General features: G+C 70.3%; 12 protein-coding genes. 7 read left to right on the top strand and 5 right to left on the bottom strand.

The genetic code is table 11. The annotated features are described in order from the left end of the window. Positions 1-28: 28 nt before the first annotated feature. The 5 genes from glgX to AC5Y43_RS03285 all read left to right on the top strand — a co-directional run bounded on the left by glgX (position 29) and on the right by AC5Y43_RS03285 (position 7,517). A complete protein-coding gene (gene glgX, locus AC5Y43_RS03305; RefSeq protein ID WP_499969283.1) occupies positions 29-2,230 on the top strand; it encodes a glycogen debranching protein GlgX in 2,202 nt (733 codons plus the stop codon). Positions 2,231-2,233: 3 nt separating this feature from the next. Beyond that, the gene (gene treY / locus AC5Y43_RS03300; protein ID WP_499969281.1) at positions 2,234-4,543 is read left to right on the top strand and encodes a malto-oligosyltrehalose synthase; all 2,310 of its coding nucleotides are present in this window, start codon (positions 2,234-2,236) and stop codon (positions 4,541-4,543) included. After that, positions 4,536-6,269, top strand: a complete 1,734-nt coding sequence (gene treZ, locus AC5Y43_RS03295; RefSeq protein WP_499969279.1) for a malto-oligosyltrehalose trehalohydrolase — start codon at positions 4,536-4,538, stop codon at positions 6,267-6,269. Before treY ends, treZ begins: the two co-directional genes overlap by 8 nt. A gap of 108 nt (positions 6,270-6,377) precedes the next feature. Further along, positions 6,378-6,617, top strand: a complete 240-nt coding sequence (locus tag AC5Y43_RS03290; RefSeq protein ID WP_499969276.1) for a hypothetical protein — start codon at positions 6,378-6,380, stop codon at positions 6,615-6,617. A gap of 330 nt (positions 6,618-6,947) precedes the next feature. Then, positions 6,948-7,517 carry a mismatch-specific DNA-glycosylase gene (locus AC5Y43_RS03285; protein ID WP_499969422.1) on the top strand — a complete coding sequence of 190 codons (570 nt, stop codon included), beginning with the start codon at positions 6,948-6,950 and terminating at the stop codon, positions 7,515-7,517. Here the strand turns inward: AC5Y43_RS03285 and AC5Y43_RS03280 are convergent. Beyond that, positions 7,507-8,814, bottom strand: coding sequence for an aminotransferase class I/II-fold pyridoxal phosphate-dependent enzyme (locus AC5Y43_RS03280; protein WP_499969273.1), 1,308 nt, complete (start codon positions 8,812-8,814; stop codon positions 7,507-7,509). The two genes, AC5Y43_RS03285 and AC5Y43_RS03280, sit on opposite strands and share 11 nt — an antisense overlap. A gap of 23 nt (positions 8,815-8,837) precedes the next feature. Between AC5Y43_RS03280 and AC5Y43_RS03275 the strand changes: the two genes are divergently transcribed. Next, positions 8,838-9,500 carry a pyridoxamine 5'-phosphate oxidase family protein gene (locus AC5Y43_RS03275; protein ID WP_499969271.1) on the top strand — a complete coding sequence of 221 codons (663 nt, stop codon included), beginning with the start codon at positions 8,838-8,840 and terminating at the stop codon, positions 9,498-9,500. Here AC5Y43_RS03275 and AC5Y43_RS03270 read toward each other — a convergent pair. The 4 genes from AC5Y43_RS03270 to AC5Y43_RS03255 all read right to left on the bottom strand — a co-directional run bounded on the left by AC5Y43_RS03270 (position 9,488) and on the right by AC5Y43_RS03255 (position 12,712). Next, positions 9,488-10,378, bottom strand: coding sequence for a phosphatase PAP2 family protein (locus AC5Y43_RS03270; RefSeq protein WP_499969269.1), 891 nt, complete (start codon positions 10,376-10,378; stop codon positions 9,488-9,490). The genes AC5Y43_RS03275 and AC5Y43_RS03270 overlap by 13 nt on opposite strands. Before the next feature lie 12 nt (positions 10,379-10,390). Further along, the gene (ilvA, locus tag AC5Y43_RS03265; RefSeq protein WP_499969267.1) at positions 10,391-11,671 is read right to left on the bottom strand and encodes a threonine ammonia-lyase; all 1,281 of its coding nucleotides are present in this window, start codon (positions 11,669-11,671) and stop codon (positions 10,391-10,393) included. Between the two features lie 48 nt (positions 11,672-11,719). Further along, positions 11,720-12,157: a nitroreductase family deazaflavin-dependent oxidoreductase gene (locus AC5Y43_RS03260; protein WP_499969265.1), complete on the bottom strand. Its 438-nt coding sequence runs from the start codon at positions 12,155-12,157 to the stop codon at positions 11,720-11,722. A gap of 72 nt (positions 12,158-12,229) precedes the next feature. After that, positions 12,230-12,712, bottom strand: coding sequence for a MarR family winged helix-turn-helix transcriptional regulator (locus AC5Y43_RS03255; protein ID WP_499969263.1), 483 nt, complete (start codon positions 12,710-12,712; stop codon positions 12,230-12,232). 96 nt (positions 12,713-12,808) lie between these two features. On the opposite strand from AC5Y43_RS03255, the gene AC5Y43_RS03250 reads away from it, so the two are divergent. Next, positions 12,809-13,432: an NADPH-dependent F420 reductase gene (locus AC5Y43_RS03250; RefSeq protein WP_499969261.1), complete on the top strand. Its 624-nt coding sequence runs from the start codon at positions 12,809-12,811 to the stop codon at positions 13,430-13,432. Positions 13,433-13,442: the final 10 nt, after the last annotated feature.

Raw genomic sequence — 13,442 nt, 5'->3', positions numbered from 1 at the left:
GCATCCCGGGCGCGGATAAGGTCAAGTGATGCCGACGAACAAATCAAGCCGGGAAGCAGACTCCGGCGAAGCAGATGCCGGCAGGGCCCAGCCCAGGCTGGCCACCGTGTGGCCGGGCAACCCCTATCCGCTCGGCGCGTCCTATGACGGTGCGGGAACCAACTTTTCGCTGTTCTCCGAGATCGCGGAGCGGGTCGAGTTGTGCCTGATCGACGGCGGTGGCGAGACGCGGGTCCCCCTCGACGAGGTCGACGGCTACGTCTGGCACGCCTACCTGCCGAACATCACGCCCGGCCAGCGCTACGGCTTCCGCGTGCACGGCCCCTTCGATCCGGCGGCCGGGCACCGCTGCGACCCGAGCAAGCTGCTACTGGACCCGTACGGCAAGGCCTTCCACGGCGATTTCGACTTCGGGCAGGCGCTGTACTCCTACGACCTGGAGGCGCTCGACCGGGACGTCGACGACGGCGCCGACCCCGGGACCCCGCCCATGGTGGACTCGCTCGGGCACACCATGACCAGCGTGGTGAGCAACCCGTTCTTCGACTGGGGCTCGGACCGCGCGCCGCTGACCCCCTACCACGAGACCGTCATCTACGAGGCCCACGTCAAGGGCATGACCCAGACCCACCCTGGCGTGCCCGCCGAGCTGCGCGGCACCTACGCCGGGCTGGCCCACCCGGTGATCATCGACCACCTCAAGTCGCTCAGCGTCACCGCCATCGAGCTCATGCCCGTCCACCAGTTCATGCACGACGCGCGGCTGCTGGACCTCGGGCTGCGAAACTACTGGGGCTACAACACCTTTGGCTTCTTCGCGCCGCACAACCAGTACGCGGCCAACAGGCGCTCCAGCGTCGCCGAGTTCAAGTCCATGGTGCGCAGCTTCCACGAGGCCGGCATCGAGGTCATCCTCGACGTCGTCTACAACCACACCGCCGAGGGCAACCACCTCGGCCCGACGATCAACTTCCGCGGCATCGACAACGCCGCCTACTACCGCCTCGTCGACGAGGACCTGCGGCTGTACAAGGACTACACCGGCACCGGCAACAGCCTCAACCCCCGCCACCCGCACGTGCTACAGCTGATCATGGACTCGCTGCGCTACTGGATCACCGAGATGCACGTCGACGGGTTCCGCTTCGACCTGGCCGCCACCCTGGCCCGCGAGCTGCACGACGTCGACCGGTTGAGCGCGTTCTTCGACCTGGTGCAACAGGATCCGGTGGTCAGCCAGGTCAAGCTGATCGCCGAGCCGTGGGACGTCGGCGAGGGCGGCTACCAGGTCGGAAACTTCCCGGGTTTGTGGACGGAGTGGAACGGGAAGTATCGCGATACTGTGCGCGACTACTGGCGGGGGGAGCCCGCGACCCTGGGCGAGTTCGCCTCCCGGCTGACCGGGTCGTCGGACCTCTACGAGGTGACGGGCCGGCGCCCCAGCGCCAGCATCAACTTCGTCACCGCCCACGACGGGTTCACGCTGGCCGACCTGGTGTCCTACAACGAAAAACACAACCTGGCCAACGGGGAGGACAACCGCGACGGGGAAAGCCACAACCGGTCGTGGAACTGCGGCGTGGAGGGCCCCACCGACGATCCCGACGTCGTGGCGCTGCGCGCCCGGCAGATGCGCAACTTCTGGGCGACCCTGATGGTCAGCCAGGGCACGCCGATGATCGCCCACGGCGACGAGATCGGGCGCACCCAGAACGGCAACAACAACGTCTACTGCCAGGACTCCGAATTGTCTTGGATGGACTGGTCGTTGGTCGACAAGAACTCCGACCTGCTGGCCTTCGCGCGCAAGGTGACCACGTTGCGCACCAACCACCCGGCATTCCGCCGGCGCCGGTTCTTCGAGGGTGAGCCGATCCGCAGCGGCGTCGAGGTCCGCGACATCGCCTGGCTGAATCCCAGTAGCCGCGAGATGACGCACGAGGACTGGGGCGAAAGCATTCACAAGTGCGTGGCGGTGTTCCTCAACGGGGAGGCCATCACCGCGCCGAACGCTCGCGGCGAGCGCGTCGTCGACGACTCGTTCCTGTTGTGCTTCAACGCCGGCGACCAACCGGTGGAGTTCGCGATGCCCAACGGCGACTACGCACGGGAATGGACCGTGGAGCTGGACACCAACGAGCCCACCGGCGAGGCGGACCGGGTGGTCAGCGCCGAAGAGAAGGTCTCGCTGCCCGCGCATTCACTGCTGATACTCCGTAAGACGCTGTGACGCATGGCCTTACCCGTCTCGTCCACCTACCGGCTGCAGCTACGGGGCGAGTCCAGCGGGTTCGCGTTCACCCTCGCCGACGCCGAAAGCCTGCTGGATTACCTCGACGAACTCGGGGTCTCGCATGTGTATCTGTCCCCCATCCTGACCGCGGCCCGCGGCTCGAGCCACGGCTACGACGTCATCGACCCGACGGCCGTGTCGGCGGAACTGGGCGGCCCCGACGCGCTGGCCCGGCTGTCCGCGGCGGCCCGGGCGCGCGGCATGGGCCTGATCGTCGACATCGTCCCCAACCACGTGGGCATCGACGACCCCCAGCAGAACGCGTGGTGGTGGGACGTGCTGCGGCATGGCCGTTCCTCGCCGTACGCAACGTATTTCGACATCGACTGGGACCTCGACGACGACGGCCGAATCATCCTGCCGATACTGGGTTCCGACGACGACGCGGGCGATTTGAAGGTCGACGGCGACCTGCTGCGCCTGGGCGACCTGGCGCTGCCGATCGCGCCCGACACCGGGAGCGGAACGGGCCCGGAGGTTCACGACCGCCAGCACTATCGGCTGGTGGGCTGGCGCAACGGGGTGTGTGGCTATCGGCGCTTCTTCTCGATCACCTCGCTGGCCGGGCTGCGCCAGGAGGATCGAAAGGTCTTCGACGCCAGCCACGGCGAGGTCGCCCGCTGGTTCGCCGACCACCTGGTGGACGGCGCGCGCATCGACCATCCCGACGGATTGTCCGACCCCTGCGGGTATTTGGCCCGGCTGCGCGAGCTGGTCGGCCCGGACGCCTGGATCGTCATCGAGAAGATCCTGGCCGTCGACGAGGCGCTGGAGCCCACGCTGCCGGTCGCCGGCACCACCGGCTACGACGCGCTGCGGCAGGTGGGCGGCGTCTTCGTCGACCCGGCCGGGGAAGGGGCGCTTACCGCGCTCGTCGGCTCGGCGGGCATCGACTACCGGGCCATGCCGAAGCTGCTCGCCGAGCTCAAGATCCGCGCCGCCACCGACACCCTGGCCAGCGAGCTGGCCCGGCTGCGACGGGCCGTCGCCGCGGCGGCGGGCACCGACCACCCCCTGTTGCCCGAGGCGATCGCCGCGCTGCTCACCCACATCGGCGTCTACCGCAGCGACTACCCCGGCCTGGCCGCGCTGCTGCCGACCGCGCTGGCCGAAACCCAGGCCCGGTCACCACAATTGGGGCCCGCGCTGGAGGTACTCGCCGCGGCATTGGCCCACGATCGCGAGCCCGCCACCCGGCTGCAGCAGCTGTGCGGGGCGGTGACCGCCAAGGCCGTCGAGGACTGCCTGTTCTACCGCGACGCCCGGCTGGTCTCCCTCAACGAGGTGGGCGGCGAACCGCAGCGTTTCGGGGTGGGGCTGGCGGAGTTCCATCACAGCGCCGCCGTGCGCGCCCGGCTGTGGCCGCAGACGATGACCACGCTGACCACCCACGACACCAAGCGCGGCGAGGACGTGCGGGCCCGCATCGGCGTGCTGTCCCAGGTGCCGTCGCTGTGGACCGAGTTCCTGGCCCGCTGGGAGGTCCGGGCTCCCTCCCCCGACCCGGCGACCGGACAGTTCCTGTGGCAAAACATCTTCGGCGTGTGGCCGGTCAGTGGCCAGGTCACCGGCGAGCTGCGGGAGCGGCTGCACGCCTACGCCGAGAAGGCCATCCGGGAGGCGGCCTGGCACACCTCGTGGCACGACCCGGACGAGGCCTTCGAGGACGCGGTGCACCGCTGGGTGGACACCGTGCTCGACGGCCCGGTGGCCGGACAGCTGACCGAGCTGGTGGCCAAGCTCAACCCGCACGCCGCCAGCGACGCGCTGGGCCAGAAGCTGCTCGCGCTGACCGTGCCCGGGGTACCGGACGTCTATCAGGGCACCGAGCTGTGGGACGACAGCCTCGTCGACCCCGACAACCGTCGCGCGGTCGACTACGCCGCCCGCCGCGCGGCCCTCAAAGAGTTGCAACATCCCAAGATTCGCGTCGTCGCCACGGCGCTTCGGGTGCGCCGCTCCCATCCGGAGACGTTCCTGCGCGGCGGGTACGCGCCCGTGCTCGCCGACGGTGAGGCGAGCGAGCACGTCGTGGCGTTTAGCCGCGGTTCAAACGGCGGAGACATCCTGGTCGCGGTGACCCGCTGGACCGTGCGGCTGGCCGAAAAAGGCTGGGGCAACACCGTGCTGCCGCTGCCCGACGGGACGTGGAAGGACACGCTCAGCGGGGCGGTCGCGGACGGGCCGACGTCCGCGGCCCAGCTGTTCGCCGACCTGCCCGTCGTGCTGCTGGAACGCCACCATGACTGAATTCCGGGTCTGGGCGCCCAAACCCGCCCAGGTACGCCTGGATGTCGACGGCACCGTGCACCCGATGACGCGCTCCGGCGACGGGTGGTGGCACACCGGCGTCGACGCTCCCGCAAACGCGCGGTACGGATTCCTGCTCGACGACGACCCCACCGTGCTGCCCGACCCGCGCTCGCCCCGCCAGCCCGACGGGGTGCACGAGCGCTCGCAGCTGTGGGACCCCGCCGCGGCGGCGTGGACCGACGGCGACTGGCGGGGCCGCCCGGTCGAGGGTGCGGTGATCTACGAGTTGCACGTCGGCACCTTCACCGGCGCCGGCACGTTCGACGCCGCCGCCGAAAGGCTGGGCCATCTGGTCGATCTCGGCGTCGACTTCGTCGAGCTGATGCCGGTCAACTCGTTCGCGGGAACCCACGGCTGGGGCTACGACGGGGTGCTGTGGTACAGCGTGCACGAGCCCTACGGCGGGCCCGACGGCCTGGTCCGCTTCGTCGACGCCTGCCACGCGCGCGGCCTGGGCGTCCTGATCGACGCGGTGTTCAACCACCTCGGCCCGTCGGGGAACTACCTGCCCCGGTTCGGCCCGTACCTGTCGTCGGCGAGCAACCCCTGGGGCGAGGGCATCAACATCGCCGACGCCGACTCCGACGAGGTGCGCCGCTACATCATCGGCTGCGCGCTGCGCTGGATGCGTGACTTCCACGCCGACGGCTTGCGCCTGGACGCGGTGCACGCGCTGGTCGACACCACGGCCATCCACATCCTCGAGGAGCTCGCCACCGAAACCGACTGGCTGGCACCTCAACTCGGCCGCCCGCTGTCGCTCGTCGCCGAGAGCGACCTCAACGACCCGCGGCTGATCACCCCGCGCTCCGGCGGCGGCTACGGGCTGACCGCGCAGTGGGCCGACGACATCCACCACGCCATCCACACCGCGGTGTCCGCCGAGCGACAGGGCTACTACGCGGACTTCGGCTCGCTGGCGACACTGGCGGAAACACTGCGGGGAGGCTACTTCCACGCCGGCACCTATTCGTCGTTCCGGCGCCGCCGCCACGGCCGGCCGCTGGACACCACCGAGAAATCAGGCATTCCGGCCACCCGGCTGGTGGCCTACACCTGCACCCACGACCAGGTCGGCAACCGGGCCCTCGGCGATCGGCCCTCGCAGAACCTGACCGCCGGCCAGGTGGCGGTCAAGGCCGCGCTCGCCCTCGGAACACCCTATACGGCAATGCTTTTCATGGGCGAGGAATGGGGCGCGTCGACCCCGTTCCAGTTCTTCAGCTCGCACCCCGAGCCCGAGCTGGCGCGGGCCACCGCCGAGGGACGCAAGGCCGAGTTCGCCGAGCACGGCTGGGATGCCGACGACATCCCCGACCCCCAGGACCCGCAAACCTTCCTGCGCTCCAAACTCGACTGGGACGAGGTCGGCTCCGGCGAGCACGCCCGCCTGCTCGGCGTCTACCGGGACCTGATCGCGTTGCGCCGCAACGACGCCGACCTGGAAGACCCCTGGCTGACACACCTCACCGTCGACTTCGACGAAGGGCAACGCTGGATCGTGCTCCACCGCGGCCGGTTGCGCATCGCGTGCAACCTCGGCGCCGCACCGGTGACCGTGCCCGTGGCCGGCGAGGTGGTGCTCGCCTGGGGCGAACCGAAGATCGGCGCGGATAGCACCGTGCTGGGAGGCCACTCGTTCGCAATCCTGTCGGCGCGCTGATCGACTATTGCCGAGCAGACGCAAAATCACCCGACGCGCCGAGAAAATACGAACATTTGCGTCTGCTCGCGGCATCACAGCCTCGTTGATTTGTAATACCGTGAGCGGATGAAGAAGATCACCGTCTCGGTGCCTGACGATGTTTACCGCAGGGCACGGATTCGGGCGGCCGAGCTGAACAAGTCGCTTAGCGCTCTCGTTGCGGAGTTCTTGATCTCGCTGTCCGAGCGCGAGATGAAGTTCGCCCGACTCGAGGCCCAGCGGCGGCGTGTCCAGCGCGAGATCCGCGGCTTCAGCGCGAGTCAGCACCTGATCCGCGACGGGGTCCACGACCGTGCGGTTCGTTGATACCAGGACGTGTCGACCACGATCATCAGGCTCAGGACTTGTCCGGCTGTCCGCTTCGCAGATCGTCGAGATCGCCATCCCACCCGATCCCCTCGAGTCCGAGCACAAATTCCCGCGTTCAACCTCGGACCGACCAAGCGTTGTCAAGGCAAGATCCACGGCCGCCTGCTCGGCGGCAAGCCCGAACCTCCGCATTACCTCGGCGACACGTTCATCATCGATGTCGATATTGACGCGCGCCATACGCCGATTACACACCTCTGCCCCATCTACCGCACGGTGCGCCCGCCCGCAGCCACCGGCCGGAGGCAATACTGTGCTATGGACGAGATCCGGTTCACCCGCGACGAGCTGCAACGGTTCCGTGGCAAGACCCTGCCGGACGTGATCTCCGGCGATGTCCGGCTGCTGTTCGTGGGAATCAATCCCGGCCTGAGAACCGTTGCGGTGCAGGCCCATTTCGCCCCCCGCGGCAACCGGTTCTGGCCGGCGCTCTACCGCGCCGGCATCACCGAGCATCTGATCGACGCCTCGTCGGGGTTTGCGCCGACCGACCGGAAATACCTGCTGGGCCGCGGGATTGGCATCACGAACCTCGTCGAGAGGGCGACCGCCAACGCCGACGAACTCACGGCCGACGAGCTCGTCGAAGGCGGGCGCAGGCTGCACCGAACGATTCGGCGATTCGCGCCGCGGGTCGTCGCCGTCCTGGGGATCACCGCCTACCGCAAAGCCTTCGACGACCCACGGGCGACGGCGGGCAAGCAGCTGTCGCCCTACCCGCGCACCGAGCTGTGGGTGGTCCCCAACCCGAGCGGCCGCAACGCCCACGCGTCCCTGGCGAGCCTCGCGGCCACCTACGGCGAAATCGCCCGCGCCGCGGGCATCCCTACACGCTAGAGCGCCCGGTGCCGCGCACCGCGCCGGCGATGGCATCGGCGAGCGGTTCGATCTCGTCGGCGTCCAGATCGGCAACAGTGACCCGCATTCCCGCCGCCGTGCGGATCCGGAATCGCGATCCCGGCGCGGCGGCCCAGCCCGCGCCGATCAGCCGGGTGATCGCGACGGTCTCGTCGGCCACCGGCACCCACACGTTGAGCCCCGACCGCCCGCAGCAGGCGACGCCGCGCTCGGCGAGCGCCACAAGCAGCCGCGTGCGGTTGCCGGTGTAGCGCGCCTCGGCCTCCTCCACGACGCGCGTCGCCGCCGGGTCCGACCACAGGCTCACCGCCAGATCCTGCAGCAGGTGGCTCACCCAGCCCGGCCCGAGCCGCAGCCGGCCGTGCACGCGCTCGACGGTGCGGCGGTCCCCGGCGAGCGCCGCGACGCGCAGGTCGGGGCCGTAGGCCTTGGACGCCGAGCGGACGAACGCCCAGTGGCCGGTCGATCCGGCCAGGGTGTGCAGCGGCGCGCCGGCGATGCCCGCGCAGTGGTCGTCCTCGACCAGCAGCACGTCGCGCCCAATCAGCAAGGCGCGCAGCGCATCCGCGCGCTCCGCCGACAGCGCCGCACCGGTCGGGTTTTGCGCGCGATTCGTGACCACCGCCGCGCGCACGCCGCGCTCCAGCGCCCGCGCCAGGTCCGCGGCCAGTGGCCCGTCGTCGTCGACGCGCATGGGCTCGGCCGAAAGGCCAAGCGCGGCAAGTAGATCCAATAGGTTGGCCCAGCCGGGGTCCTCGACGGCCACCCGGTCGCCCGGGCGCAGGTGCGCGGTGAGGACCCGTTCGATGCCGTCCAGCGCGCCGCTGGTCACCGCCACATGCCCGGCCGGGACGCCGTCGGCGGCCAGGGCCGCGCGGGTGTGCGAGAGCAGCTCCGGCGACATCGGCGCCTCCCCGTACAGCAGCGCCCTGGGCCGCGGCAGCCCGGCCAGCGCGATCGGCAACAGCGCCGGATCGGGGTTCCCGGTCGACAGGTCGCGCACGCCCGCGGGCACGTCGAGGCCCAGCAGCGAGCGTGGCGTGGTCGCCGGGCGGTGCCGCACCCGGGTGCCGCGGCGCCCGGCCGTCTCGACCGCCCCGCGGTCGCGCAGCAGCCGGTACGCCGCGGCCACGGTGTTCGCGTTGACGCCCAGCCCGCCGGCCAACTCGCGGATCGGCGGCAGCGCGTCGCCGGGCGCCAGGCCGCCGCCGGAGATGGCCTCCTCGACGCTGGCGGCTATGGACTCGGCCCCCGTCCCGCTATATTGTACTGGCACGAGAATCATTATGTACTAGGACAATGCTGGAAGGCAACGCCGTGGATTACCGCCCCACCCCGCGCACCACGCCCACCCGCTACCGGGAGCGCGCCGCCTACGACCGCCAGACGGTGCACGCCATCCTCGACGAGGGCCTGATCTGCCACCTGGGCTATCTCGGCGCGGACGGCCCGGTGGTGTTGCCGACGACGCATGCCCGCCTCGGCGAGGCGCTCTACCTGCACGGTTCCACCGGCGCCGGCCCGATGTTGGCCGCCAAACAGGCGCCTGCGGGCCTCGAGGTCTGCGTCACCGTCACCCTCGTCGACGCGCTGGTGCTGGCCCGCTCGGCGATGCACCATTCGGTGAACTTCCGCTCGGTGGTCGCACTGGGTACCGCGCGCGTGGTCGAGGACCCGGCGGAGAAGCTGCGGGCGCTGCGCGGCCTGCTCGACCACATCGCGCCGGGACGCGCCGACGACTGCCGCACACCCAATGCGCGCGAGCTCGCCGCGACCGGGGTGCTCGCCCTCGACCTGGCCGAGGTGTCGGCCAAGGTGCGCAGCGGCGGTCCCGTCGACGACGCGGACGACATGGCGCTGCCGCACTGGGCCGGCGTGGTGCCGATCAACCTGACGTCCGGACCGCCGGTGCCGGCCGCCGACCTGGAGCCCGGCACGCCGGTGCCGGCCTACTTGAGCTGACGCCCGCCGGTCCACCACGATCCGACCAGCATGACGACGCCGGCCCAGGCCAGGCCCAACAGCCAGCCGGCCAGCACGTCGCTGACGTAGTGCACGCCCAGGTAGATCCGCGAATATCCGATCACCAGCGCCGCGTCGATCGCCACGGCCCACACGACCACCCGCCACACCCACGGGGTGATCAGCCAGCGCGTCACGATCCAGGCGGTGACGACCAGGATCGCGGCGGTGCCGGTCGCGTGCCCGGACGGAAAGGAATAGCCGTCGGCGTCGACGGCGGCGTACGGCAGCGGCGGACGTTCCCTGCCCACCAGGGCCTTGGCCGTGAAGAGGATCAGCGCGATCCCGGCGCCCGCCGCCACGGCGAGCAGGACCGGTCGCCACGAACGGCAGCGCCGGCCGGCGACGACGGCAATCGGGAAGGCGAGCGCGGCCAGGAAGCGGGGATCGCCTCCGATCGTGACCGCGCGCAGCACCGTGGTCAGCCACAGGTCGCGGTGTGCCGCGAGCCACCGGGACGTCGGCCGGTCGATCCCGGTGATGCCGTCGCCCTCGAGCACGTCGTCGAGCACCTCGGTGAAGCCCACCGCGACGGCGACCACCACCCCCAGTCCGAGCAGCAGCGCGGCGGCTGCGACCTCGTCCGCGGGCAGTCGCCCGGCCCAGGCCCATCCCCTCGCCCGGATCTGCTCGCGCGCCCAGGTCAGTCCGCGGCTGGTGAGCACGGCGGCGTCGGACCCCAGCGCCGACAGCCGGCCGAACAGCCGCTCGCGCCGGGCGGCCCAGATCGCCGCGCACACCAGCAGCGCCAGGAAGACCAGGGTGCCGGCGCTGACCAGGCCGAACCCGGCCGTACCCAACCCATACGGCTCGTTCATGTCACCAGGCACCTACAGCAGATAGCGGTACGCCGGGGAGCCGGGGTCGAGGGCCTCGACGTGCAGGTCCGTCGCGCGCATCCGGCCCATCAGCCCGTCGAGGTCGGCGGCCGATCCCAGCTCGACGCCCACCAGCGCCTCGCCGGTTTCCCGGTTGTTGCGCTTGACGTACTCGAACAGGGTGATGTCGTCGTTGGGCCCGAGCACGTCGTCGAGGAACCGGCGCAGCGCGCCCGGCTCCTGCGGGAAGTCCACCAGGAAGTAGTGCTTGAGCCCGAGGTGCACCAGCGAGCGCTCCAGGACCTCGCCGTAGCGTGACACGTCGTTGTTGCCGCCCGAGATCAGGCACACCACCGTGGAGCCGGGCTCGATGTCGGCCTCCAGCAGTCCCGCGACCGACAGCGCGCCCGCCGGCTCGGCGATGATGCCCTCGTTCTGGTACAGGTCCAGCATCGCCGTGCATACCGCCCCCTCGTCGACCGCGGTGATCGACACCATGTCGCCGGCGGCCGCCAGCGTGGCATAGGTCAGCGCGCCCGCCCGTTTCACCGCCGCGCCGTCGACGAACTGGTCGACCTGGTCCAGCGTCACCGGCTCGCCGGCGGCCAGCGCGGCCATCATCGCGGCGGCGCCGGCCGGCTCGACGCCGAGCACCGCCGTGTTCGCCGTCCGTTCGGCCAGGTAGGTGGTGATGCCGGCGACGCAGCCGCCGCCGCCCACCGGGACCACCACCAGGTCCGGCTCGCCTTGGAGCTGATCGAGCAGCTCCACGGCGATGGTGCCCTGCCCGGCCATGGTGCGCACGTCGTCGTACGGCGGGACCAGCGTGGCGCCGGTGCGTTCGACGTCCGCGAGTGCCGCCTCGGCGGCCAGGTCGTAGGTCGAGCCCCCGACGATCAGCTCGATGAACTCCCCGCCGTGGTAGCGGATCCGGTCGCGCTTCTGCTTGGGCGTCTTGGCCGGCACGTAAACGCGCCCGCGCACCCCCAGCGCCCGGCACGCGAACGCGAAGCCCTGTGCGTGGTTGCCCGCCGACGAGCACACCACGCCCGCGGCCAGCTCCGCCTCGGACAGCTGGACCAGCAGGTTGTAGGCGCCGCGCAGCTTGTAGGAGCGCACCACCTGCAGGTCTTCGCGCTTGAGGTGGACCTGCGCGCCGGTGATCGCCGACAACCGGTCGCTGTGCTGCAACGGGGTGGGGGTGACCACCGGGGCGATCCGCTGCGCCGCGGCGTCGATGTCGGCCGCGCACAGCGGCAGACCTCCCGGGCTCTGACTCAGTTCAGCGGACACCGATCAATGGTGCCACGTCATGCCGACAGTGCCTGCGACCAGCGCCGGTCAGCCGACCGGGGTCAGCACGAACACCGGGATCTGGCGCTCGGTCTTCTTCTGGTACTCGGCGTAGTCGGGCCAGGCCTCGACGGCCCGGTCCCACCAGGCGGCCTTCTCGTCGCCGAACACCTCGCGGGCGTCGTAGTCGCGGGTGACGCCGCCGTCCTGCAGTTCGACGCGCGGGTTGGCCTTGATGTTGTGGTACCAGACGGGATGCTTCGGGGCCCCGCCCAGCGAGGCGACGACGGCGTACTCGCCGCCGTGCTCGACGCGCATCAGCGGGGTCTTGCGGAGCTTGCCGGTCTTGGCGCCGACGGTGGTCAGCAGGATGATCGGCTTGCCCTTCATGTCCGCGGCCTCGGTTCCGCCGGATTCGGCGTACTTGTCGGCCTGTTCGCGCGACCAATCCAATGGGCTGGGTTCGTATTCCCCGGTAAGCGGCATGCCAACAACTGTAGGCCGACGGCGTATCCGGGAGCCGGCCCGGCGGGTCGAAATGCCCACGGCTGATGGTGGCTATAAGGGCTCGTCTTCGGCGGGCGAGTCATGGTCGTCGGCCAGGTGGCGCAGCACGCGTTCGTTGAGGGCGGCGAGCATGTCGAGCTCAGCCGGGCTGAGCAAGTCGATGAACTTCCGGCGGACGTCCGCCACGTGCCCGGGCGCTGCCTTCTCGATCGCGGCGCGGCCGGCCGGCAGCAGGCACACCATGGTGCTTCGGGCGTCCTGCGGGTTGGGCTCGCGACAGATCAGCCCGTCGGACTGCATGCGCCGCACCTGGTGGGAGACACGGCTCTTCTCCCAGCCCAGTGCGTTGCACAGGTCGCGGGCGGGCATGCGGTCCCCGTCGGTACTCGAGAGCACCGCCAGGATCTCGTAGTCGGCGCCCGACAGGCCCGATTCCTGCAGGCCCCGGTTCAGGTGCACGTCGAGTTGATGATGCGCGTGCTGGAAGGCCCGCCAGGCGCGGTCTTCGCGAGGGTTCAGCCAGTTCGATTCCATCAGCCCCCATGCTACCCGATTGGTTGACGCATCAACGAATATCCAATAAGGTTGAGTGATCAACCTTTCCGATCGTTATTCAAGATGGGACACCTCATGAGCAGCATCAGCATCATCGGCACCGGCAACATGGCCCGAGTCATCGGCGCGCTGGCGGTAGCGGGCGACAACACCGTCGAGGTCATCGGCCGCGATCAGTCCAAGGCGGCTGACCTGGCCAGGGCTCTCGGCGGCAGCACCACGACGGGAGAGTTCGGCGCCGTCCCGGCCGGGGACATCGTCATCGTTTCCCTGTTGTACGCCGATGTCGTTCCGGTCGTCGCCCAGTACGGAGACGCCCTCGCGGGCAAGGTCATCGTCGACATCAGCAACCCCTTCAATTCCGCGGCCGACGGGCTGGCCATCCCCGATGGCACCTCGATCGCGCAGGAGGTTGCCAAGGCGGCGCCGGCCAGCGCCAGCGTGGTGAAGGCGTTCAACACCGTCTTCGGTGTCGTCCTTGCCCAGGGCCGGCCGCTCGACGTCTTCATCGCCGGCGACGACACGCGCGCCAAGGCGGGCGTCGCGGCGTTCATCGAGAGCCTCGGGCTGCGCCCACTGGACGTCGGCGACTTGCACATGACGCACTGGCTGGAAGGAACGGGCCTGGTCATGATGGGCCTCGCCCGCCACGGGGTGGGCAATTTCGACTTCGCCCTCGGCGCCGCCGTTCCCGCCTGAGCCGCATCGC

It is taken from the genome of Mycobacterium sp. NGS57, assembly GCF_059812405.1.
This window is presented reverse-complemented; position numbering and strand designations above follow the sequence as displayed.

Bases quoted from the DNA above. Each gene is read 5' to 3' on its own strand.
- treZ (WP_499969279.1), top strand. From the start codon at position 4,536: ATGACTGAATTCCGGGTCTGGGCGCCCAAACCCGCCCAGGTACGCCTG.
- treY (WP_499969281.1), top strand. From the start codon at position 2,234: ATGGCCTTACCCGTCTCGTCCACCTACCGGCTGCAGCTACGGGGCGAG.
- AC5Y43_RS03275 (WP_499969271.1), top strand. From the start codon at position 8,838: ATGCTGGAAGGCAACGCCGTGGATTACCGCCCCACCCCGCGCACCACG.
- AC5Y43_RS03260 (WP_499969265.1), bottom strand. From the start codon at position 12,157: ATGCCGCTTACCGGGGAATACGAACCCAGCCCATTGGATTGGTCGCGC.
- AC5Y43_RS03290 (WP_499969276.1), top strand. From the start codon at position 6,378: ATGAAGAAGATCACCGTCTCGGTGCCTGACGATGTTTACCGCAGGGCA.
- AC5Y43_RS03250 (WP_499969261.1), top strand. From the start codon at position 12,809: ATGAGCAGCATCAGCATCATCGGCACCGGCAACATGGCCCGAGTCATC.
- glgX (WP_499969283.1), top strand. From the start codon at position 29: ATGCCGACGAACAAATCAAGCCGGGAAGCAGACTCCGGCGAAGCAGAT.
- AC5Y43_RS03255 (WP_499969263.1), bottom strand. From the start codon at position 12,712: ATGGAATCGAACTGGCTGAACCCTCGCGAAGACCGCGCCTGGCGGGCC.
- AC5Y43_RS03270 (WP_499969269.1), bottom strand. From the start codon at position 10,378: ATGAACGAGCCGTATGGGTTGGGTACGGCCGGGTTCGGCCTGGTCAGC.